This window comes from Actinomyces polynesiensis, assembly GCF_000820725.1.
Lineage (GTDB): Bacteria > Actinomycetota > Actinomycetes > Actinomycetales > Actinomycetaceae > Pauljensenia > Pauljensenia polynesiensis.
The window spans coordinates 49,222-69,101 of sequence record NZ_CCXH01000094.1 but is presented as its reverse complement, the minus strand read 5'-3'; the positions used below and the strand labels follow the sequence as shown (position 1 = coordinate 69,101).

15 protein-coding genes and 1 pseudogene are annotated in these 19,880 nt (G+C 69.9%); 11 read left to right on the top strand and 5 right to left on the bottom strand.

Translation table 11 applies throughout. The annotated features are described in order from the left end of the window. Window positions 1-2: 2 nt before the first annotated feature. Window positions 3-989, bottom strand: coding sequence for a 5-dehydro-2-deoxygluconokinase (iolC, locus tag TA90_RS04165; RefSeq protein WP_043534739.1), 987 nt, complete (start codon window positions 987-989; stop codon window positions 3-5). Window positions 990-1,149: 160 nt separating this feature from the next. On the opposite strand from iolC, the gene TA90_RS04160 reads away from it, so the two are divergent. The 3 genes from TA90_RS04160 (at window position 1,150) to TA90_RS04150 (ending at window position 4,351) form a co-directional block, all read left to right on the top strand. Next, window positions 1,150-1,914, top strand: a complete 765-nt coding sequence (locus TA90_RS04160) for a GntR family transcriptional regulator (protein ID WP_043534738.1) — start codon at window positions 1,150-1,152, stop codon at window positions 1,912-1,914. 147 nt (window positions 1,915-2,061) lie between these two features. Further along, the gene (locus TA90_RS04155; protein ID WP_043534737.1) at window positions 2,062-3,141 is read left to right on the top strand and encodes a transaldolase family protein; all 1,080 of its coding nucleotides are present in this window, start codon (window positions 2,062-2,064) and stop codon (window positions 3,139-3,141) included. Window positions 3,142-3,346: 205 nt separating this feature from the next. Continuing rightward, on the top strand, window positions 3,347-4,351 hold the full coding sequence (locus TA90_RS04150; RefSeq protein ID WP_043534736.1) for a LacI family DNA-binding transcriptional regulator: 1,005 nt from the start codon (window positions 3,347-3,349) through the stop codon (window positions 4,349-4,351). A gap of 145 nt (window positions 4,352-4,496) precedes the next feature. On the opposite strand, the gene TA90_RS04145 is transcribed toward TA90_RS04150, so the two are convergent. Beyond that, window positions 4,497-6,107 carry an MFS transporter gene (locus tag TA90_RS04145; protein WP_043534735.1) on the bottom strand — a complete coding sequence of 537 codons (1,611 nt, stop codon included), beginning with the start codon at window positions 6,105-6,107 and terminating at the stop codon, window positions 4,497-4,499. Window positions 6,108-6,550: 443 nt separating this feature from the next. Between TA90_RS04145 and iolG the strand changes: the two genes are divergently transcribed. Both iolG and rarD read left to right on the top strand, forming a co-directional pair. Continuing rightward, entirely contained in the window at window positions 6,551-7,537 is a 987-nt protein-coding gene (gene iolG / locus TA90_RS04140; protein ID WP_043534734.1) for an inositol 2-dehydrogenase, read from the top strand. 219 nt (window positions 7,538-7,756) lie between these two features. After that, window positions 7,757-8,776 carry an EamA family transporter RarD gene (gene rarD, locus TA90_RS04135; protein WP_331394252.1) on the top strand — a complete coding sequence of 340 codons (1,020 nt, stop codon included), beginning with the start codon at window positions 7,757-7,759 and terminating at the stop codon, window positions 8,774-8,776. 22 nt (window positions 8,777-8,798) lie between these two features. Here rarD and dnaB read toward each other — a convergent pair whose 3' ends face one another. Further along, a complete protein-coding gene (gene dnaB, locus TA90_RS04130) occupies window positions 8,799-10,160 on the bottom strand; it encodes a replicative DNA helicase (protein ID WP_043534733.1) in 1,362 nt (453 codons plus the stop codon). 722 nt (window positions 10,161-10,882) lie between these two features. On the opposite strand from dnaB, the gene TA90_RS04125 reads away from it, so the two are divergent. From TA90_RS04125 to rplI, 6 genes are all read left to right on the top strand, one after another. Then, window positions 10,883-12,235, top strand: coding sequence for an MATE family efflux transporter (locus tag TA90_RS04125; protein ID WP_231550652.1), 1,353 nt, complete (start codon window positions 10,883-10,885; stop codon window positions 12,233-12,235). Window positions 12,236-12,303: 68 nt separating this feature from the next. Further along, a complete protein-coding gene (locus tag TA90_RS04120; RefSeq protein ID WP_043534732.1) occupies window positions 12,304-13,746 on the top strand; it encodes a GuaB1 family IMP dehydrogenase-related protein in 1,443 nt (480 codons plus the stop codon). A gap of 255 nt (window positions 13,747-14,001) precedes the next feature. Beyond that, on the top strand, window positions 14,002-14,292 hold the full coding sequence (rpsF, locus tag TA90_RS04115) for a 30S ribosomal protein S6 (RefSeq protein WP_043534766.1): 291 nt from the start codon (window positions 14,002-14,004) through the stop codon (window positions 14,290-14,292). A gap of 53 nt (window positions 14,293-14,345) precedes the next feature. Continuing rightward, window positions 14,346-14,942, top strand: a complete 597-nt coding sequence (locus TA90_RS04110) for a single-stranded DNA-binding protein (RefSeq protein ID WP_043534731.1) — start codon at window positions 14,346-14,348, stop codon at window positions 14,940-14,942. A 150-nt stretch (window positions 14,943-15,092) separates the two neighbouring features. After that, the gene (gene rpsR / locus TA90_RS04105; RefSeq protein ID WP_043534730.1) at window positions 15,093-15,335 is read left to right on the top strand and encodes a 30S ribosomal protein S18; all 243 of its coding nucleotides are present in this window, start codon (window positions 15,093-15,095) and stop codon (window positions 15,333-15,335) included. A 23-nt stretch (window positions 15,336-15,358) separates the two neighbouring features. Beyond that, the gene (gene rplI, locus TA90_RS04100; protein ID WP_043534729.1) at window positions 15,359-15,817 is read left to right on the top strand and encodes a 50S ribosomal protein L9; all 459 of its coding nucleotides are present in this window, start codon (window positions 15,359-15,361) and stop codon (window positions 15,815-15,817) included. Window positions 15,818-16,034: 217 nt separating this feature from the next. Here the strand turns inward: rplI and TA90_RS04095 are convergent, their stop codons facing one another. After that, window positions 16,035-18,233 carry a transglycosylase domain-containing protein gene (locus tag TA90_RS04095; protein ID WP_052450488.1) on the bottom strand — a complete coding sequence of 733 codons (2,199 nt, stop codon included), beginning with the start codon at window positions 18,231-18,233 and terminating at the stop codon, window positions 16,035-16,037. A gap of 98 nt (window positions 18,234-18,331) precedes the next feature. Continuing rightward, window positions 18,332-19,796, bottom strand: a pseudogene (gene gndA / locus TA90_RS04090) (NADP-dependent phosphogluconate dehydrogenase). Window positions 19,797-19,880: the final 84 nt, after the last annotated feature.

The window sequence follows — 19,880 nt, the reverse complement described above, 5'->3', positions numbered from 1 at the left end:
CCTCACCGCTTCTCGACGACGGGCTGGACCTCGGGGTACTTCTCGAGCAGGTGGTCCACCTCGAACTCGGTGGGCATCGCCGTCGAGCACTCCAGGCGCGAGGCGACGATCGCCCCGGCCGTCGAGGCGAAGAGCACGGCACGGGCGACGTCCCAACCCTGCAGGAGTGCGTGGCAGAAGGACCCACCGAAGGCGTCCCCGGCACCCAGGCCGTTGCAGACCTCGGCCGGCGTGATCGGCACGACGATGCGCTCCTCGTGGGTCTTCGCGAGGGTGCCGCGCAGGCCCTGCTTCACCACGGCGATGTCGACCCCCCGCTCCAGGAGGGCATCCGCCGCCCGGTCCGGCTCGGTCTCGCCCACGGCGATGCGGCACTCCTCGCGGTTGCCGATCGCGACGTTGACCTTGGGGAGCATCCGCTCGACCTCGGCGTGCGCGGTGGCCTCGTCCTGCCAGAACGAGGCCCGGTAGTCGAGGTCGGCGATGGTCCACCCACTGCGTGCACGCGCGTCGAGGGCGGCGTGGTGGGCGCTGCGGGAGGGTTCGACGGACAGTCCCGTCACCGACAGCCAGAAGATGCGCGCCCCACGGACCGCATCGGTGGGGATGTTGTCCACGGTGAGCTCGAGGTCGGGGGCCGAGGGCTCACGGTAGAAGTACAGCGGGAAGTTGTCCGGGGGGAAGATCTCGCAGAAGGTGACCGGGGTGTTGAAGTTCTCGTTGGTCACGACGTAGCGGTCGGACACACCCAGACGGCGCATCTCACGCCTGACGAACCGTCCGAAGGGATCGTCCCCGACGCCCGTGATGACTGCGCTCCGCTGGCCCATCCGGGCGGCGGCCACCGCGACGTTCGTGGGGGACCCGCCGAGGAACTTCCCGAAGCTGGTCACGTCCTCCAGGCCGACACCGGTCTGGAGGGGGTAGATGTCGACACCGCTGCGTCCGATGGTGAGGACGTCGAGGTTTGGTGCTCCTGGGCTGGGCATGGGGTTCGTTCCTTCCACATCTGCGGGGTTGGTCCTGCCACCAAGTGTGCTGCCATGCGGTGCCGCCGTCAAGTCTTTGTGCTGACAAATAACGAAGCAACCGTCAGGGCACTATCATGTGAGGACCATCGCCGCAGAGCCCGAGAAGGAGGGCTGCACCATGGCCGACACCTCCCCCGCCCTGGACGAGCCGTACACGCCCCTCATCCACCTCGACCGTAGCTCCCCCGTCCCGCTCTACCACCAGATCGCGAAGCCACTGGAGGAGCTCATCACCTCCGGCGAACTCCCTCCGGGTCGCCTCATCGAGGACGAGGTGTCGATGGCCCAGAGGCTCAGCGTCTCGCGCCCGACCGCCCGGCGCGCCCTGCAGGACCTGGTGGGTCGGGGCCTCCTGACACGTCGGCGCGGGGTGGGCACACGGGTCACCCCCTCCCACGTCCGACGCCCCCTCTCCCTGACATCGCTCAACGACGACCTGGAGAAGGCCGGCTTCGAACCCCGTACCGAGGTCCTCAGCTACGAGGTCAGGCTCGCCCAGGAGGAGGACGCGGTCCACCTGGGGTGCGAGGTGGGCGCGGAGGTCGTGCGCATCGAGAGGCGGAGGTGGATCGACGACCGCAAGCTCGCGATCCTCACGAACCTCCTCCCCGTGGCCACCGCCCCCTCCCTGACCCAGTTGACGGCGAAGGGGCTCTACGCCTGCCTCCGCGAGGCGGGCATCCAGATGGCCTCGGCCAGCCAGTCCGTGGGGGCACGCTCGGCGGACGCCTCCGACGCGGAGAACCTCGACATCGCGCCCGGTGACGCGCTCCTGACGATGGAGCGCACCGCCTACGACCACAGTGGGGCGGTCGTGGAGTACGGGCGGCACGTCTACAACGCCGATCTCTACTCCTTCCACTTCACACTCGTCGCGGAGTGAGCGCCCGACGTGAAGGCGCCGGGCCTTCTCGGTCGAGAATGTACTGACAAACACTTGACATTCATCTCCGCATGTCATTGACTGGTGGCGCATCGATCAGGGCCAGCCAAGGATGGTCGGCCCCTCGTCCGATCTCAGGAGAATCCAGTGAGTACCCCCACTTTCACGCCCGGTCCGCTCCTCACTGCGACCCGGTCCTTCCCGACCGTGTTGTGGAACGACTCCTCCGACCTCGATGAACTCACGCAGTCCATCGCCTTCGGTGGCGTCGGTGCGACCTGCAACCCGGTCATCGCGTACACGACGATCTCGAAGCACCCCGAGGTCTGGACCCCCCGCATCAGGGCCATCGCGGACGCGCACCCCACCTGGGGCGAGTCCGAGATCGGGTGGCAGGCCGTCAAGGACATGTCCGTCGAGGCTGCGGCCCTCCTGCGTCCCGCCTTCGAGGAGTACGAGGGACGCAACGGCAGGCTCTCCGTGCAGACCGATCCCCGCTTCCACCGTGACGCCGGAAAGCTCGCGGACCAGGCCGTCGAGTTCTCCGAACTCGCGCCGAACATCGTCGTCAAGATCCCCGCGACGAAGACCGGGATCGAGGCCATCGAGGACGCCACCTACCGCGGTGTCTCGATCAACGTCACCGTCTCCTTCTCCGTCCCCCAGGCCGTCCGGGCGGCGGAGGCCATCGAACGCGGGCTGGAGCGTCGCGATGCGGAGGGTCTCGACACCGCCACGATGGGCCCGGTCGTCACCATCATGGTCGGGCGCCTCGATGACTGGCTGAAGTCCGTCGTCGCCCGTGACGGCATCTTCATCGATCCCTCCTCGCTCGAGTGGGCCGGGGTGGCCGCGTTCAAGAAGGCCTACACGATCTTCCAGCAGCGCGGGTTCCGGTCCCGCCCCCTCTCCGCCGCATTCCGCAACGTCCTGCAGTGGTCGGAGTTCCAGGGCGGCGACGTCGTCGTCTCCCCGCCGTTCAAGTGGCAGAAGATCATCAACGCCTCCGACTACCAGCCGGTGGCGCGCATGGACGTGCCCGTGGAGGAGCACTACATCGAGGAGCTGCGCCGGATCCCCGACTTCTCCCGCGCCTACGACGAGGACGGCATGGAGGTCGAGGAGTTCGAGTCCTTCGGTCCCACTGCCAAGACGCTGCGTCAGTTCCTCGCGGCCGACGGTGAACTCGACGCCCTCGTGCGCGACATCCTGGTCCCCGCACCCTGATCCACACCGGCCCTCGGGCCACCCGGACGCCTGGGGGCGCCGGGACCGTGCTCCCCGCGCGGTCCCGGCGCCCTCGTCGTCCTCGTCGGTCGGGCGGGCCGGGTGCGCGGGTCCCCGGAGTCGCGGGTCCGACGGCCGGTCAGGACCTAGGATCTGGGGTGCACCCCAGGAGGTGCACCCCGGGTCGAGACGATGGAGGACCACCATGCCCGCAGGCCGCCCGACGCAGGCCGACGTCGCCCGGCAGGCCGGTGTGTCCCGTCAGCTGGTCTCGTTGGTGGTCCGGGGGGACCCGCGCGTCTCGCCCGACCGGCGGGCCGACGTCCTGCGGGCCCTCGAGGAACTCGGGTACCGCCCGAACACCGCTGCCCGATCACTCGCCTCCCGTCGCAGCGGTCTGGTGGGAGTGGTCCTGCCGACACTCGCGAACCCCTTCTACGGTGAACTCGGCGACGGGTTCTCCCGGGTCGCGCACCGTTTCGGGCTCACGACGCTCCTGGGCACGGGGGCCGACGAGGAGTCCTTCGACGCCGCCACCGGGCAGTTCGTCGACCTGGGTGTGGACGGACTGGTCCTCGTCTCGCCCCGCGTGCCCGACCACCGCATCAGCGGGCTCGGGCGTTCCCTGCCGGTGGCGGTCCTCACCCATGACGTCCACCCGGCCCACACCGCACTCGTCAGGGCGGACAACCGGAGGGGAACGGCCCTGGCCACGTCCCACCTGATCGGGCAGGGGTACTCCCCCGTCGTGTTCGTCGGGCCGCGCCCCCGTTCGGAGGGTGACTCCGTCCACCTCCGCGTGGCGGGCTACACGGAAGCGGCCACCGGGGCCGGTCTGGACCCGGTCATCGTCGAGGTACGGCCCGGGGGATCCGTGGAGGACTGCGTCCGACCACTCGTCGAACGCCACGGCACCGGCCTGGGCCTGGTGTGCCACGACGACCTCACGGCGCTCTCGGCCTCGCTCGCGATCTCCGCGAGCCGCCTGGACATCGGGCGGGACATCGGCGTGACGGGCTTCGACGACTCCCGACTCGCAGCCCTCCCCGGCGTCTCGCTCACCAGCGTGGCCCCGGGCACCTCCCGCATGATGGAGGTGGCCATCGGGGCGGTCGCCTCCGCCATCGCCGCGGGCGCGACCTCGTGCACGGAGGAGGACGTCGTCCTCCCGTCGAGTCTCGTCATCCGCTCCTCGACGCAGGTGGGCTGAGCCCCTCCCCCGCGACCCACCGGTCACACCGCGTCGCGCACCCGTCGGCGCGCGTGTGCGGGGCGGTGGTGGACATGCGTCCCCCACCGCCCCGCATCATGCGGTCCCCCGACCACCGGGGCAACCTGCCCCGGGACAGCTGCGATCAGGAGTACCTGGCCTCCAGCTTCTCCTCGATCTCCTCGAGGGAGTAGATCTTCGTCTCGGGCACGACCTTCCAGTAGAAGAGGAACGCCACGACGTTGAAGGCGGCGAACATCAGGTACGTCCACGCACCACCGAGGGTCGCCATCATCACCGGGAAGATGAACGCGACGATGCCGTTGAACAGCCACAGCGCACCGACGCACACTCCCTGGGAGGCGCCACGGATCTTGGCGGGGAAGATCTCGGACAGCAGGATCCAGTGGACGGTCCCGGCCTGCTTGATGAAGACGAACAGGGAGACGACCACGAGAACCGCCCAGGGGATCCACAGCGGGATGCTGGAGAGGATCTCGCCGTCAGCGGTCATGTGGGGCTGGATGCCGAAGGCGAAGAGAGCCGCGAGCGTGCTCAGGGCGATCACGATGCCGGCCTCCTGGCACATGCCCACGTGGCGCCGCATGAACCTCGCCACGAAGTAGAAGCCGAGTGCGGAACCGAGCACGGAGACGAACCCCGTCACGACGTTGAGGGTGATCGAGTCCGTGGTCGAGAATCCGGCCGAGTGGAGGATCTTGGGCATGTACCACATTGCGGTGTTGATGCCGGTGAGCTGGTCGAAGATCCCCAGGAACACACCGATGACGATGATCTTCCGGGTCCACTTCACCCGCATGGCGTGGCGGAGGCTCCACTCCTCCTCCTGCCTCGAGTCCTCGTCGCGTCGCAGCTGCGCCATCTCGCGGATCTCGTCGACGACCTCACCGTCGTCATCACGCACCTGCTTGAGGCTCGCCACCGCGTGGTAGAAGTCCAGGTTGGCGGCGTACCAGCGGGGGGACTCCGGCATGAGCCGCATGCCGATCCACAGGAGGACCGCGGGGATCGTCGCCAGCACGAGCATCCACCGCCAGGCGGAACCATTGCCCGCGGAGACCACGATGCCGGCGATGTTCTTCAGGTTGTCCCACACGACCGTCTCACCGGCGGCGTACCTGCCACTCGGGTCGGTCTGGACGACCGCCTCCGGACCGGAGTGGACCCGGGCGATGACGGCGTTCATGGCGAAGGCGACGAACTGCCCGAAGACGATCATGAACTGGTCCACCGCGACCAGGGGACCGCGGATGTGCTTCGGTGCCGTCTCGGCGAGGTAGAGCGGAACCGTCGAGGAGGCTCCGCCCACCGCCCACCCGAGGATGAACCGGAAGGGGTACAGGACCAGGACGCTGGGCGCCAGGGTGCACCCGATGGTGCCAACCACGAAGATGAGGGCGAGGATCAGGATGTTCGAGCGGCGTCCGATGCGGTCGGTGATGTGGCCGCCGATGACCGCGCCGAAGGCGGCACCGAGCGCCAGTGCGGCGGTCACGAATCCCTCGGTGACGGCGGTCAGCCCGAGACCGCCCGCCGCGTGGGGCAGGTACATGTAGGGCAGCGCGCCGGCGATGACGCCCGTGTCGTATCCGAAGAGCAGGGACCCCAGCGTCGCGACGCCCGCCAGCAGGAGCGTGCGACGCCTCGGTCCGGCCGCGGGGACGGACCCGACGAGGTCCGGGATCGCGGCGTCAGCTGGGATCGCCCCGCTGGCCAGTTGGATGCTCTGTTTCATGGATGTGGTCCTCCGGTGGAAGGGTCTTTCTCAGTCATGGTCCCCCAACTCCCGGCCGGCTCCGTGCCCGCCGGGCGCTGCAGCGTGGAAGCAGCTCCGCCCCGACCGTCCGCCGTGACCACCGCCGGTCCGTCCGGCTGCGCTCCGCGGGTGTCCGATCTCCTCGCTCGACCCTGAGAGGTGCGGGAGGTTGCTCCACCCCGCGACCAGGTGCGCACCAGACATCCCGGGGCCCGATCGACGGCGATCACGGGCACCCATTGGCGCGCTCCAATCGTGAGGTTACTGACATGTCCGAGCGACGTCAAGCCGTTTGACACAACAAATCCACGCAGACTTTGTGCGCACAAACCGCTGGATGTGGACCTCGTTTGACCGTACACTTGGCGACGACGTCGGAATGATCCGGCGTGCCACCGACTCACCACACAAGGAAGTGCACCGTGCTGCGTATTGGCCTCATCGGCGCTGGACGCATCGCCCATGTCCACGCCCGTTCCATCGCCTCGAATCCCGATGCGACGCTCAGCATTGTCGCTGACGTCGTCCTGGACTCCGCGAAGTCACTGGCGGCCAGCCAGGGAGCCCGCGCAACGGACGACATCGACTCGGTCTTCACCGACGACCAGGTCGACGCGCTCATCATCTGTTCCCCCACCCCACTCCATGTCGAGCACATCGTCAAGGCCGCCCGGGTCGGGAAGCCGGCCCTGTGCGAGAAGCCCGTGGCCCTCGACTCCTCCGGGGTCGAGAAGCTGCACGAGCAACTCGAGGGCCTGGACCCGGTCATCATGATGGGCTTCAACCGACGTTTCGACCCCTCCTTCCACGCCATCCACGACATGGTCGAGGCCGGTGACATCGGGGACCTCGAGCAGGTCACGATCATCTCGCGCGACCCGGCGGCCCCGCCGAAGTCCTACATCGCCGTCTCCGGCGGGATCTTCAAGGACATGACGATCCACGACTTCGACACGGCACGCTACTTCCTCGGTGACATCGCCACGGTCAGCGCCGTGGGGCAGAACATGGATCCCGAGCTCGCCGACACCGGTGACTACGACGGTGCCGTCGTGACCCTGGTCAACACCCGGGGGACCGTCGCGACCATCACCAACTCCCGCCACTGCGCCCCCGGGTACGACCAGCGCCTGGAGGCCTTCGGGTCGAAGGGCGTCCTGAACGCGGACAACGTGCGTCCCACGACCGTTCGTCGCTCCACCTCCGAGGTCTCCGACGCCCAGGACCCCTACCTCGACTTCTTCCTCACCCGCTACGAGCAGGCCTACACCCATGAACTCACCGAGTTCATCGCGGCCATCTCAGAGGGGCGCAGGCCCTCCCCGGGCATCGAGGACGGCGCCAAGGCCCTGCGCCTGGCCGAGGCCGCCGAGCAGGCCGCCCGCACCGGGACAGTCGTCGCCCTCTGATCTGGGGTCACCGACCACCTGCACCGCCCTCCCGGGGCGCTCCACCCCCACGGTGGAGCGCCCCGGGTCGTGTCCGGCGCCGGGTGCCGCCCCTGGCCGGGACGGGTCCCACCTGTGGGCCCCTCCCCCCGTGCGGGGGTCCGACCACCCCGTTCCGCCCTCGTCCATCCCTCGGGCGCCCCCGTCGGTACCGGACCTGGGCGGGGATAGCCTTCGGAGGTGGATGAGACCCCCCTCGCGCACCGACAGGAGCCGCCCGCGCCCACCGCACCCGACCGGGACCCGGACGCCATCGACCCCTCCTCCCTCGCGCTGGGGGTGTCCTGCTACGTGATCTGGGGGTTCTTCCCCCTCTACTTCCACGCACTGCAACCGGCGGGGGCCCTGGAGGTCATCGTCCACCGGGCCGCGTGGGGAATGGTCTTCTGCCTGCTGCTCCTGGGACTCCTGCACAGGCTCCCCCGCCTGTGGGCCGCCCTGCGCGACCGGGAGGTCGTGTGGCGCCTCTCCCTGGCCGGTGCACTCATCGTGGTGAACTGGACGGTCTACGTGTTCGCCGTCCAGAGCGGGCACACCGTGGACGCCGCACTGGGCTACTTCATCAACCCGCTGGTCACGGTGGCACTCGGCCTCGTCGTCCTGCGTGAGCGCATCTCGCTGCCCCAGAAGGTCGCGGTCGGTCTGGGCGCGCTCGCCGTGGTGGTGCTGCTCATCGGTCTGGGTCGCCTCCCGTGGGTCTCCCTCACGTTGGCGTTCTCGTTCGGGTTCTACGCCCTCGTCAAGAAGGACGTGGCGCACAGGGTCGGCCCGCTGGAGGGCATGGCCATCGAGACCGCCGCCGTCACCCCGGTGCTCCTCGGGTACTACGCGTACCTGGCCGTCAACGGCAGGACCTCCTTCCAGGTCCTCGCGGACGAGGGCGGGACCGCGTGGGGCTGGCACTTCGCACTGCTGGTGGGAGCGGGTTTCCTGACGATGGTCCCCCTGATCATGTTCGCCAAGGCGGCCCAGGGCCTGCCGTTGGGCATCCTCGGGCTCATCCAGTACGTCGCCCCGGTCATGCAACTGCTGATCGGTCTCCTCGTCTTCCACGAGACCATGGAGCCCGCCCGTTGGGCCGGGACCGCCATCGTCTGGGTGGCCCTGGTGGTGCTCGGGGTGGACTGGGTGGGCCAGGTGCGCCGCTCACGGAAGCTCACGAGGGCGGCCGCGCGGGCGGACGGGACCCGGACCGTCTGACCTGACCGGGGCCCCCGGTCACTCACGACGCCTGCGCGGCCCCCGGTTCCTCACGGAACGCCTGGTTGGCGAAGCGCGCGTTGATGCCCTGGAACAGCAACGGGATCGTCCGGGTCTCACCGTTGCGGTGCTTGGCGACGATGAGGTCGGCCTCCCCGGGGCGTTCCTCGGCGTTGTAGTACTCGGGGCGGTGGAGCAGCATGATGACGTCGGCGTCCTGCTCCAACGACCCGGACTCGCGCAGGTCGGCCATCATCGGCTTCTTGTCGGTGCGGGACTCGGGGCCACGGTTCAGCTGCGCCACCGCCACCACCGGCACCTCGATCTCCTTGGCGAGCAGCTTGAGCTGGCGGGAGAACTCCGAGACCTCCTGCTGGCGCGACTCCACCTGGCGTCCCGAGGTCATCAGCTGGAGGTAGTCGACCACCACGAGCCCCAGCCCGTGCTGCTGCTTGAGACGGCGGCACTTCGCCCGGATCTCTGTCATCGCCATGTTCGGGGAGTCGTCGATGAACAGCGGCGCCTCGGACACTCGCGAGGTCGTCTCCGACACCCGCTGCCAGTCCTGGCTCTTCATGTCCCCGGCACGCATCTTCGACAGCCACACCCCCGACTCCGCCGAGAGGAGCCTCATCGCGATCTCCGAGCGCGACATCTCCAGGGAGAAGATGACGGCGGTGGTCTGGTTGTGGATGGCCGCGGAGCGGCAGAAGTCCAGGGCCAGGGTCGACTTCCCCATGGCCGGTCGCGCCGCGACGATGATCATCTGACCGGGGTGGAGTCCCTGGGTCAGCTTGTCGAGCTCGAGGAACCCGGTGGGGACACCGTGCAGTTTGCCCTTGTTGCGTTCGATGTCCTCGAGCTCGTCGAGGATCCCCTCCGAGATCTCGCTCATGGGCACGTAGTCGGCTGAGGCACGCCGCTCGGCGACGGCGTAGATCTCCTGGGAGGCCTGGTCGACGATCTGGTCGACGTCCCCACCGGCGTCGGCGTACCCGAGTTGCACGATGCGGGTGCCGGCGGAGACCAGGCGGCGCAGCAGGGAGCGCTCACGCACGATCCGGGCGTAGTAGCCGGCGTTGGCGGCCGTGGGGACGGAGGCGATGAGGGTGTGGAGGTAGGCGGCCCCGCCCACGCGCTGGAGCTCACCCTGGCGCTGCAGCTCGCCGGCCACGGTCACGGCGTCGGCGGGCTCCCCGCGCCCCGAGAGGTCGATGATGACGTCGTGGATCGTCTCGTGGGCGGGCCGGTAGTAGTCCGTGCCCCGGATCTCCTCGGTGACGTCGTTGATGGCCTCGCGCGACAGCATCATCGACCCCAGCACGGACATCTCGGCCTCGATGTCCTGGGGTGGGGTGCGGTCGTAGTCGGCGTCCGGGGCCATCGGGTCATGTCCTCCTGAGTTCTGGTGGAAGCGGGTCGCGCTGCCGGGGTCCGGGTGTGCGCAGGTCGAACCGGCACGGGCAACGCGACGGTGGCCCGTGCTCCGTCCCCGTGACGAGGGCGACCCACACCGCGCTGCGGGAGGACCCCGTGCGGGGCCCCGATCCGTTCGCGCACACGTGAGCGTAGACGCTCCCGTACGCATCTCCACCACCCTCGATGTGGACTCGATGTGGACAGGATGTGGATGGATCGGCGCGTCGTGCACAATGCCTGTGGACACGCCTGGGGATGCCCGGACCTCGCGGGATCCCCCGGATCGACGCGAACCGCGGAATCCCGCCACAGGTACGCGGGGCGTTGTCCACAGATCTGTCAACAGTCTGTGGACAGGAAGTGGAGGACGGATCGGTGGACGACGCGCGGGAGACGTCCGGCAACCCTCAGGTGTCGCCTGAGGGTCCGGGGGGTGAACGGCGGGCGGCCGCACAGAGGGGTGGCCGGACCGGTTCCGCATCGCGCGCGGACGGTGGATCCTCGGAAACCCCGTGTCCCGCGGGGGACGCCGGGCGACCCGCAGGGGAGGACCACCTGACCGCACGGGCCTCCACCGCCGACGGCGTGCCGGGCGACGGCCACAGGTCCACCGACGGCCCGGCGCCCACCGACAGCCACGGGTCCACCGACGGCCCGGCGCCCACAGGCGACCCGGCCCCGTCCCCCGTGCGCGCCCGGTCCCTCACGGGACAGATCCTCGGACTGGCGGTCCCGGCGCTGGGCGCCCTGGTCGCCGAACCGCTCTTCGTCATCATCGACTCCGCGATGGTCGGCCACCTCGGCACCCCCGAGCTCGCGGGCCTCGCCCTGGCCTCCACCGTCCTGCAGACCGTCGTCGGTGTCTTCGTGTTCCTCGCCTACTCGACGACCGCCCTCGCGGCCCGGGCCCTCGGCGCGGGCCACCCCGACCGGGCGGTGCGTTCCGGCATCGAGGCCATGTGGCTGGCGGCCGGGCTCGGGGTCGTCGCCGCAGTGGCGCTGGTGGTCACCGGCCCCGCCCTCGTCAACGCCCTGGGGGCCGACCCTGCCGTCGCCCCGCACGCCGTGGCCTACCTGCGCGCCTCCTCACCCGGTCTGGTGGGCATGTTCGTCGTCCTCGCGGCCACGGGCACCCTGCGCGGACTCCTCGACACGAGGACCCCGCTCGTGGTCGCCGCCGGCGGTGCGGCGTTCAACGTCGCGGCCAACGCCGTGCTCATCTACGGGGCGGGTCTGGGCATCGCCGGCTCCGGCGCGGGCACGGCCGTGACCCAGACCCTGATGGCCGTGGCCCTGGTGTGGGTCGTGGTGCGCGGCGCCCGGGGGTTGGGCGTGTCGCTGCGGCCCTCGGCAGGCGGGGTGTGGGGAGCCGCGGTGGACGGCGCACCGCTCCTGGTGCGCACCGTCGCCCTGAGGGTGGCACTCCTGGCGACCCTCGCCGTCGCCACCGCGGCGGGCACCCAGGCCCTGGCCGCCCACCAGGTCGTCAACGCGGTGTGGAACCTGACCGGTTTCGTCATGGACGCCCTGGCCATCGCCGCCCAGGCCCTCGTCGGCTACGCCCTGGGGGCTGGTGACGTGACCCGCCTGCGGGACCTGCTGCGCCGCCTCGCCCTGTGGGGCCTCGGGAGCGGAGCCGTGCTCGGTGTGGTGGTCGCGGCCGCCTCTGCGTGGATCCCCCTCGCGTTCGGCTCCGACCCCGACATGCACCACATCGCGACGGCCGCCCTGCTCACCGCCGCGGTGTTCCTGCCGCTGGCCGGGCTCGTCTTCCTCCTGGACGGCGTCCTCATCGGGGCCTCGCAGGGACGCTACCTGGCCGTGGCCGGGGTGGTGACCCTGGCCGTCTACCTGCCGGGCCTGTGGGCCCTGCTCCAGTGGGTGCACGCCGCCGGGACCCTCGACGTGGCGGGGCAGACCCGGGCGATGGTGTGGCTGTGGGCGTGCTTCGGCGGCCTGTTCCTGGCCAGCAGGGGTGCGTGCAATGCGTGGCGCACCTGGTGGTCCCCGCGTCACGCACTCGTCCCGCGCACCCGCTGACCCGGGGCAGGAGTGGGGGTGGGCTCCCCAGCCCGCGCGGACCACCGCGATCCGGATACCGTGGGGGCGTGGAATTCCTCAACGGCCTCCTGCCCACCTTCGACCTCACCTACGACGACGTCTTCATGGTGCCCTCCCGGTCCTCGGTGGGTTCGCGCACGAACGTCGACCTCGCCACCGACGACGGCACCGGGACCACCATTCCCCTGGTCGTGGCCAACATGACCGCGGTGTCCGGCAAGCGCATGGCGGAGACCGTCGCGCGCCGCGGTGCCATTGCGATCATCCCCCAGGACATCGCCGTCGACTTCGTCATCGAGACCGTCGCGAACGTCAAGTCCTGCCACCTCGTCTACGACACCCCCGTCACGGTGAAACCGCACCACACCTGCGGGTACACACTGGGCCTGCTGCCCAAGCGCTCCCACGGCGCGGCCGTCGTGGTCGACCCGGACACGAACGTCCCCGTCGGCCTCGTCGTCGAGAAGGACGTCACCGGGGTCGACCGCTTCACCCAGGTCCGCGACGTCATGTCCACCGAGCTCATGACGCTGCCCGAGGGCATCGACCCCCACGAGGCCTTCGACCGGCTCCACGCCGCGCACCGCCAGCTCGCCCCGGTCGTCGACGCGCAGGGCCGACTGGTCGGACTGCTCACCCGCGCCGGCGCCGTGCGCTCCGGCATCTACCGTCCCGCCGTCGACGACTCCGGGCGTCTGCGCATCGGTGCCGCCATCGGGATGAACGGCGACCCGGCCGGACGGGCGGCCGCCCTCGTCGAGGCCGGGGTGGACGTCCTCGTCGTCGACACCGCCCACGGCCACCAGGACCGCATGCTCGAGGCGGTGTCCGCAGTGCGCACCGCCTGCCCGGCCGTCCCCATCGCGGCGGGCAACGTCGTCACCGCCGCCGGCACCCGCGACCTCGTCGCGGCCGGGGCCTCCATCGTCAAGGTCGGCGTGGGTCCGGGCGCCATGTGCACCACCCGCATGCAGACGGGCGTGGGCCGGCCCCAGTTCTCCGCCGTCCTCGAGTGCGCGGCCGCTGCCGCCGAACTCGGCGCCCACGTGTGGGCCGACGGCGGTGTGCGCCATCCGCGCGACGTCGCCCTCGCCCTGGCGGCCGGGGCCTCCAACGTCATGGTCGGCTCCTGGTTCGCCGGCACCCACGAGTCCCCCGGGGACGTCCAGTACGACCACCAGGGGCGCGCCTACAAGGAGTCCTTCGGCATGGCCTCCAAGCGTGCGGTCCGCCGCCGCACCGCTGGTGAGGGCAGCTTCGAGAGGGCCCGGAAGGCGCTGTTCGAGGAGGGAATCTCGACCTCGCGCATGTACCTGGACCCCGAGCGTCCCGGCGTGGAGGACCTCATCGACCAGATCATCTCCGGTGTGCGTTCCTCCTTCACCTACGCGGGCGCCGCGACGATCGAACAGTTCCGCGAGCGCGCCGTCGTCGGCCTCCAGTCCGCGTCCGGTTACGCCGAGGGCCGACCGGTCCCCAGTTCCTGGTGAGCCCGGCGCCACCGGGTACGACGCAACCGGGACCCACGGAGACCTGACGGGTGCGCGCAGGAGGGCCATGGCCCCACCGGTGTGTCCCACACAACCCCCGCGGCCCGACGGGGCGGGTGGCACGCCCGCCCACCCCACGACTAGAGTGGACAGGCGGACTGCCCCGCACCCGACCCGGGTGGGGACGGACCGCCGCAACACCCTCCTGTCACGGAAGGACCGTGACCGCAGAGACCATAGGAGGTGGGTACCCACGTGCGTGCCTACGAACTGATGGTGATCCTCGATCCCGAGATCGACGAGCGCACCGTCGCCCCTTCGATGGAGAAGTACCTGCAGCAGGTGACCGCTGCCAAGGGCTCCGTCGAGAAGGTCGACATCTGGGGCAAGCGTCGTCTTGCCTATGACATCAACAAGCGTTCCGAGGGGATCTACGTCGTCATCGACATGACGACGACCCCCGACGTCGCCCTGGAGATCACGCGTCAGATGAACCTCAACGAGGCCATCCTGCGCACCAAGCTCCAGCGCCCCGACAGCCACTGACCAACCCCGCCCGGCCACCGTGCCGGAGCACCCACCCACACCGAGGAGCCGACATGGCCGGAGACACCGTCATCACGATCATCGGCAACCTGACCGCCGATCCCGAGCTGCGTTTCACGCCCTCGGGTGCCGCGGTCGCCGACTTCACGGTGGCATCGACACCGCGCACCTTCGATCGCAATGCGAACGAGTGGAAGGACGGCGAGACCCTCTTCATGCGCTGCAGCGTGTGGCGTGAGGCCGCCGAGAACGTCGCGGAGTCCCTGCGCAAGGGCATGCGGGTCATCGTCCAGGGGCGGCTCACGCAGCGCTCCTACGAGACCCGCGAGGGCGAGCGCCGCACCGTGGTGGAGATGCAGGTCGACGAGGTCGGCCCGTCCCTCCGCCGCGCGAAGGCGCAGGTCACCCGCACCGCCTCACAGGGCGGCGGACAGGGTGGCTACAGCCAGGGCGGCGCCCCGAGCGGGCAGGGCAGCCAGGGGGGCTACGGCTCCCAGGGCGGCCAGGCCCCCCAGGGCGGGTACGGCCAGGGCGGTCGAGGACAGGGCAACCAGGGCAGCTACAACGCCCCGACGGGTGGGTCGACCAACGACCCGTGGCGCACCGATGCAGGTGGTGCGACCTCCTTCGGGGACGAGCCGCCCTTCTGACGTCCACGAGGGCGGCCCCCGTCGGTCCCGACCACGGGACGTGCGGGTCCGCCCTCGTCAGCACCGACACCGTCGGCGGATGTCACCGGCAACGCTCCACACCACGCTCGAGGACGGGGACGCCCCGTCCGGATCACCTAGGAGAACATCATGGCGAAGCCCCAACTTCGCAACAAGCCCATCAAGAAGAAGGCCAACCCGCTGCGGGCGGCCAAGATCGACCACATCGACTACAAGGACACCGCACTCCTGCGGAAGTTCATCTCCGACCGTGGGAAGATCCGCGCCCGTCGCGTCACCGGCGTGACCGTCCAGCAGCAGCGCCAGATCGCCAAGGCCGTCAAGAACGCTCGCGAGATGGCCCTGCTGCCCTACTCGTCCACCGGCCGCTGACCGACGGGGAAGGAAGAAGACTCATGGCTACCACCAAGCTCATCCTGACCCACGACGTGGCCAACCTCGGCACCGCCGGGGAGGTCGTCGAGGTCAAGAACGGCTACGCCCGCAACTACCTCGTCCCCCGTGGCCTGGCCACCAAGTGGACGAAGGGCGCCCAGAAGCAGATCGACCAGATGGCCGCCGCGCGCCGCAAGCGCGAGATCGCCTCGATCGATGACGCGCGTCTCGTGCGCGACACCCTGCAGGACGCCTCCTTCGTGACGGTGTCCGGCAAGGTCGGCACGAACGACCGCCTCTTCGGCGCCATCTCCACCGCGGACATCGCCGAGGCCGTCAAGAACGACCTGGGGCAGACCATCGACCGCCGCAAGGTGGTCGTGCGCACGCCCATCAAGTCGCTCGGCGACCACACGGTGTTCGTCAACCTGCACCCCGAGGTCACCGCGACCCTGACGGTGCGCGTCGTCGCCAAGTGAGCGGGCCGGCCGGTCCGTCGGTGTCAGCTGACCAGCTGACCCCCTGACCGGTCGCACTCCTCGCACACAGTTGGGGCCCCGATCCGGATGGATCGGGGCCCCAACCCTGTGACGGGAACGGTCCTGTCGGGGGCTGTCCTGGTCGGGCGCCGGTCGACCACCCGGGACGTGGACCCGCACCGGGGGGCCGTGCGCGGCACGGGAGTCAGCGACGCCCTCAATGCCCGGACTGTTGAGGGGAGTCGTCCGGCTCGGGATCCGGGGTCACCGGTTGCTCCGTCGGCTCCGAGGGCTCCGGGGCCTGGGTCTCCGTCTCCGTCTGCTCCGGCTCCGGTGCGTAGGTCTGGGTCTCCGTCTGCTCCGGCTCCGGTGCGTGGGTCTGGGTCGGCACAGGGGCCACCGAGGGCGCCCTCGTACTCGTCGTGAGCCAGGAGAACCCCTCGTCCGGCAGGTCCTGCACCGCGACCTGCATGTACTTCAGCCACACGTCGGCCGGCCAGTCGCCACCGTGGAACTGGTCGAGCCCGCCGATGTCGGACAGGGGCACGGAGGAGGTCCCGTCCTCGCCGGTCTGGTACATCGACACCGTGGTCACCAACTGGGGGATCATCCCGACGAACTGCGCGGACTTCTGCTCCTCGGAGGTGCCGGTCTTCCCGGCGACGACGCGCCCCAGGGAGGCGGCCTTCTCGCCGGTGCCGCCGGTGCCCATGGCGGCCTCGAGGGCCGGCATGATCTCGGAGACGTCCTCCGCGGAGAACACCCGCTCGGGGTTCACGGGCGTCGTGTAGACGTCCTTCCCGTCGGAGTCCTTGACCTGGCGCACGATGTGGGGGTCCACCTTGAGACCGCCGGAGGCGATCGTGGCATAGGCGTGCGTGATGTCGATGTTGTGGGGGGCGGCGAAGCCGAGCACGTTGAGCAGGGTGTCCTCGAGTCCGTTGGTCTTCTCGGGGATGCCCGCCCGGATGGCCGCCTTCATCGTGTTCGCCGGTCCGACCTCCTCGTTCAGCCCGACGAAGGCGGTGTTGATCGAGTACTTCGTCGCCGTCTCCAGCGAGACCGTGCCGAAGGAATAGTTCCCGTCGTTCTGGACCGGGTCGGTCAGACCCGGGAAGGACTGGGGGGAGTTCCCGTCATAGGTGTCGAGGATCGATCCCCCCTCCTCGGCGTGGGCCAACAGCGCGAAGGTCTTGAACGTCGACCCGGCGGCCGCGATGTCCTGCGTGACGGCGTTCTGCTGACGCTTCTGGTAGTCCGCGCCGGCGTACTCCGCGACGATCTCACCCGTGGCCGGATCCATGGAGGACAGCGCCGTGTGCATCGTGTCGCTGTCCCAGTTCGCGACCTGTGTCATGGACGACGCCGCCGCGACGGCCGCGTCCTGCTTCGTCTTGTCGATGGTGGAGACGATCTGGAAACCACCGGTGTCGAGGTCCTCGTCGCTGAACTGCTCGGTCGCGATGAGCTCCTTGCGGATCTGCTCCATGAGGTAGCCGTTGGTCCCCGTCATCGACGAGGTGCCCGTCGAGGGCTCGATCGTCTCGGGGAACGTGGCGGCGCTGGCCTCGGCCTGGCTGATGTGCCCGTCCTCGACCATGAGGCCCAGCACCCGCTCCCAGCGGTCCTTCGCCTGGGTCTCGTCGACCGCGGGGTCCCATGCGGAGGGCGCGGGGATGATCCCTGCGAGCAGGGCCGACTCGGAGAGGGAGAGCTCGGAGGCGGGATGACCGAAGTAGGCCTCCGAAGCCGCCTCGATGCCGTAGGCCCCGCGTCCGAAGTAGATCGTGTTCATGTAGTTGCCGAGGATCTCGGACTTCGACTGCTCGCGGTTGATCTTGACCGCGAGGACCGCTTCCTTGATCTTGCCCTTGTAGGACGTCGTCTCCCCGAGGTAGTAGCGCTCCACGTACTGCTGGGTGAGGGTCGATCCACCCTGACGGCCCCCGCCGGAGACGTTGTTGAGCAGGGCGCGGAAGATGCCCTTGAAGTCGATGCCCGCGTTCGTGTAGAACGTGCGGTCCTCCGAGGCGACGATGGCGTTCCCGACGTAGTCGGGCAGGGTCGAGGTGTCGATGATCTTCCGGTCGATGTCGGAGAAGGTCCCCATCGTCGTGGTGCCGTCGGAGTAGTAGACGGTGGTGGTCTGGGCGAGGGCGACCTCGTCCGCCGCCGGCACGTCGAGTCGCATGTAGAGGACCAGGAAGGCGGCGAGCCCCGCGATGAGGGCGCCGAGCACGGTGAAGACGATGCCCAGGCCGATGCGCCGACCGATCCTGCCCCTGCGCCCACCGGAGCCCGCGCGCGATGACCCGGACCTCGCCCCGGTGCCGCCCCGGCGCGAGGAGGGCTGGGGGGAGGAGGTGGATCCGGAGACCACCTGGTCCCAGTCCATCTTCCCGTCGTTGTTCGCCACGTGTCCACCTTCCGTGCAGAGCCTCGAACCTCCAGACTACGCACGGAGTCTGGGAATCCTCCACGGAGTGTGGCGCGCGCGACGATCCCCGCCCGGGATCAGTCCCACTGCTCCTCGGGGCGGCCCTCCTGGGCCCACAGGGTGTGGAAGGTGCCCGGGCGGTCGGTGCGCTGGTAGGTGTGGGACCCGAAGAAGTCCCGCTGCCCCTGGATGAGCGCGGCCGGCAGCCGCTCCGCCCGGATCGTGTCGAAGTAGGACAGCGAGGAGCCGAACACGGGGATCGGGACCCCCGCCCCGGCCGCGAGCGCCACGACACGGCGCAGGGAGGGCACGGCCTCCTGGATCCGGGTGGCGAAGGGCTCCGCCGCGAGGAGCAGCGGGAGGTCAGGGGCGTCCACGTAGGCACGTGAGATGTCGTCGAGGAAGGCCGCGCGGATGATGCACCCGGCCCGCCAGATGCGCGCGAGCGCCCCCTTGTCGATGTCCCAGTGGTAGGTGAGCCCACCCTCGGTGATCTCGTCGAACCCCTGGGAGTAGGCGACGATCTTGGAGGCGTAGAGGGCCTGGCGCACGTCCTCGACGAAGGCGTCACGGTCCGCGACCTGCAGTGGCGCCGCGTGCCCGTCCAGGACCCTGGCCGTCGTGCGCTGCGCCGTGGCCGAGGAGGCGCCGCGGGCGAAGGTCGCCTCGCCGATGGCGGTGACGGGCACCGCCAGGTCGAGGGCCGTCTGCACGGTCCACTTGCCGGTGCCCTTCTGGGAGGCCCGGTCGACGATGAGGTCCACCAGGGGGATCCCCGTGGAGGCGTCGACCTGGCGCAGCACCTCGGCGGTGATCTCGATGAGGAAGGAGTTCAGTTCACCGGTGTTCCACTGGGAGAAGATGTCGGCGATCTCCGCGGGCCCGGTCCCCAGCCCGTGGCGCAGCAGGTCGTAGGCCTCGGCGATGACCTGCATGTCCGCGTACTCGATGCCGTTGTGGACCATCTTCACGAAGTGACCCGCCCCGTCGGGTCCGATGTGGGTGCAGCAGGGGACGCCCTCGTAGTGGGCGGAGATCCTCTCGAACATGGGGCCGAGGCGGTCGTAGGACTCCTTCGTGCCCCCGGGCATGATCGAGGGGCCCCACAGGGCACCCTCCTCGCCGCCGGAGACCCCGGCACCCACGAAGTGGACGCCCCCGCTCGCGCGCCCACGCCTCCCGGCGGATCGTGTCGGTGAAGAGGGAGTTCCCGCAGTCCACGATGATGTCCCCGGCCTCCATGCGGGCGGCGAGCTGCTCCATGACGGCGTCGGTGGCGGCCCCCGCCTGGACCATGATGATGGCGACGCGGGGACGCTCGAGGGAACGGATGAAGTCGTCGATGTCGAGGGAGGGGACGAAGACGCCCTCCGAGCCGTCGCCGTGGGCCGCCATGAGGCGCTCCGTGCGGGTGGGGGTCCGGTTGAACACCGCCGTGCGGTACCCGTTGCGCGCCAGGTTGCGGGCGAGGTTCGATCCCATGACGCCGAGCCCGTAGACGCCGATGTCCGCACTGGCCGCAGCAGGGGTGGGGATGGTCATGTCAGGTCTTCCTTCACGAGGGCGGGGCGGACAGTCCCTCCCACCGGACTCCCCGGGCGCCCGGCGGCGTGGTCCCATCCTAGG

Excerpts from the sequence above, each read along its gene's own strand:
- rpsR (WP_043534730.1), top strand. The coding sequence starts at position 15,093 with ATGGCGAAGCCCCAACTTCGCAACAAGCCCATCAAGAAGAAGGCCAAC.
- TA90_RS04145 (WP_043534735.1), bottom strand. The coding sequence starts at position 6,107 with ATGAAACAGAGCATCCAACTGGCCAGCGGGGCGATCCCAGCTGACGCC.
- iolC (WP_043534739.1), bottom strand. The coding sequence starts at position 989 with ATGCCCAGCCCAGGAGCACCAAACCTCGACGTCCTCACCATCGGACGC.
- TA90_RS04110 (WP_043534731.1), top strand. The coding sequence starts at position 14,346 with ATGGCCGGAGACACCGTCATCACGATCATCGGCAACCTGACCGCCGAT.
- dnaB (WP_043534733.1), bottom strand. The coding sequence starts at position 10,160 with ATGGCCCCGGACGCCGACTACGACCGCACCCCACCCCAGGACATCGAG.
- TA90_RS04160 (WP_043534738.1), top strand. The coding sequence starts at position 1,150 with ATGGCCGACACCTCCCCCGCCCTGGACGAGCCGTACACGCCCCTCATC.
- rplI (WP_043534729.1), top strand. The coding sequence starts at position 15,359 with ATGGCTACCACCAAGCTCATCCTGACCCACGACGTGGCCAACCTCGGC.
- TA90_RS04150 (WP_043534736.1), top strand. The coding sequence starts at position 3,347 with ATGCCCGCAGGCCGCCCGACGCAGGCCGACGTCGCCCGGCAGGCCGGT.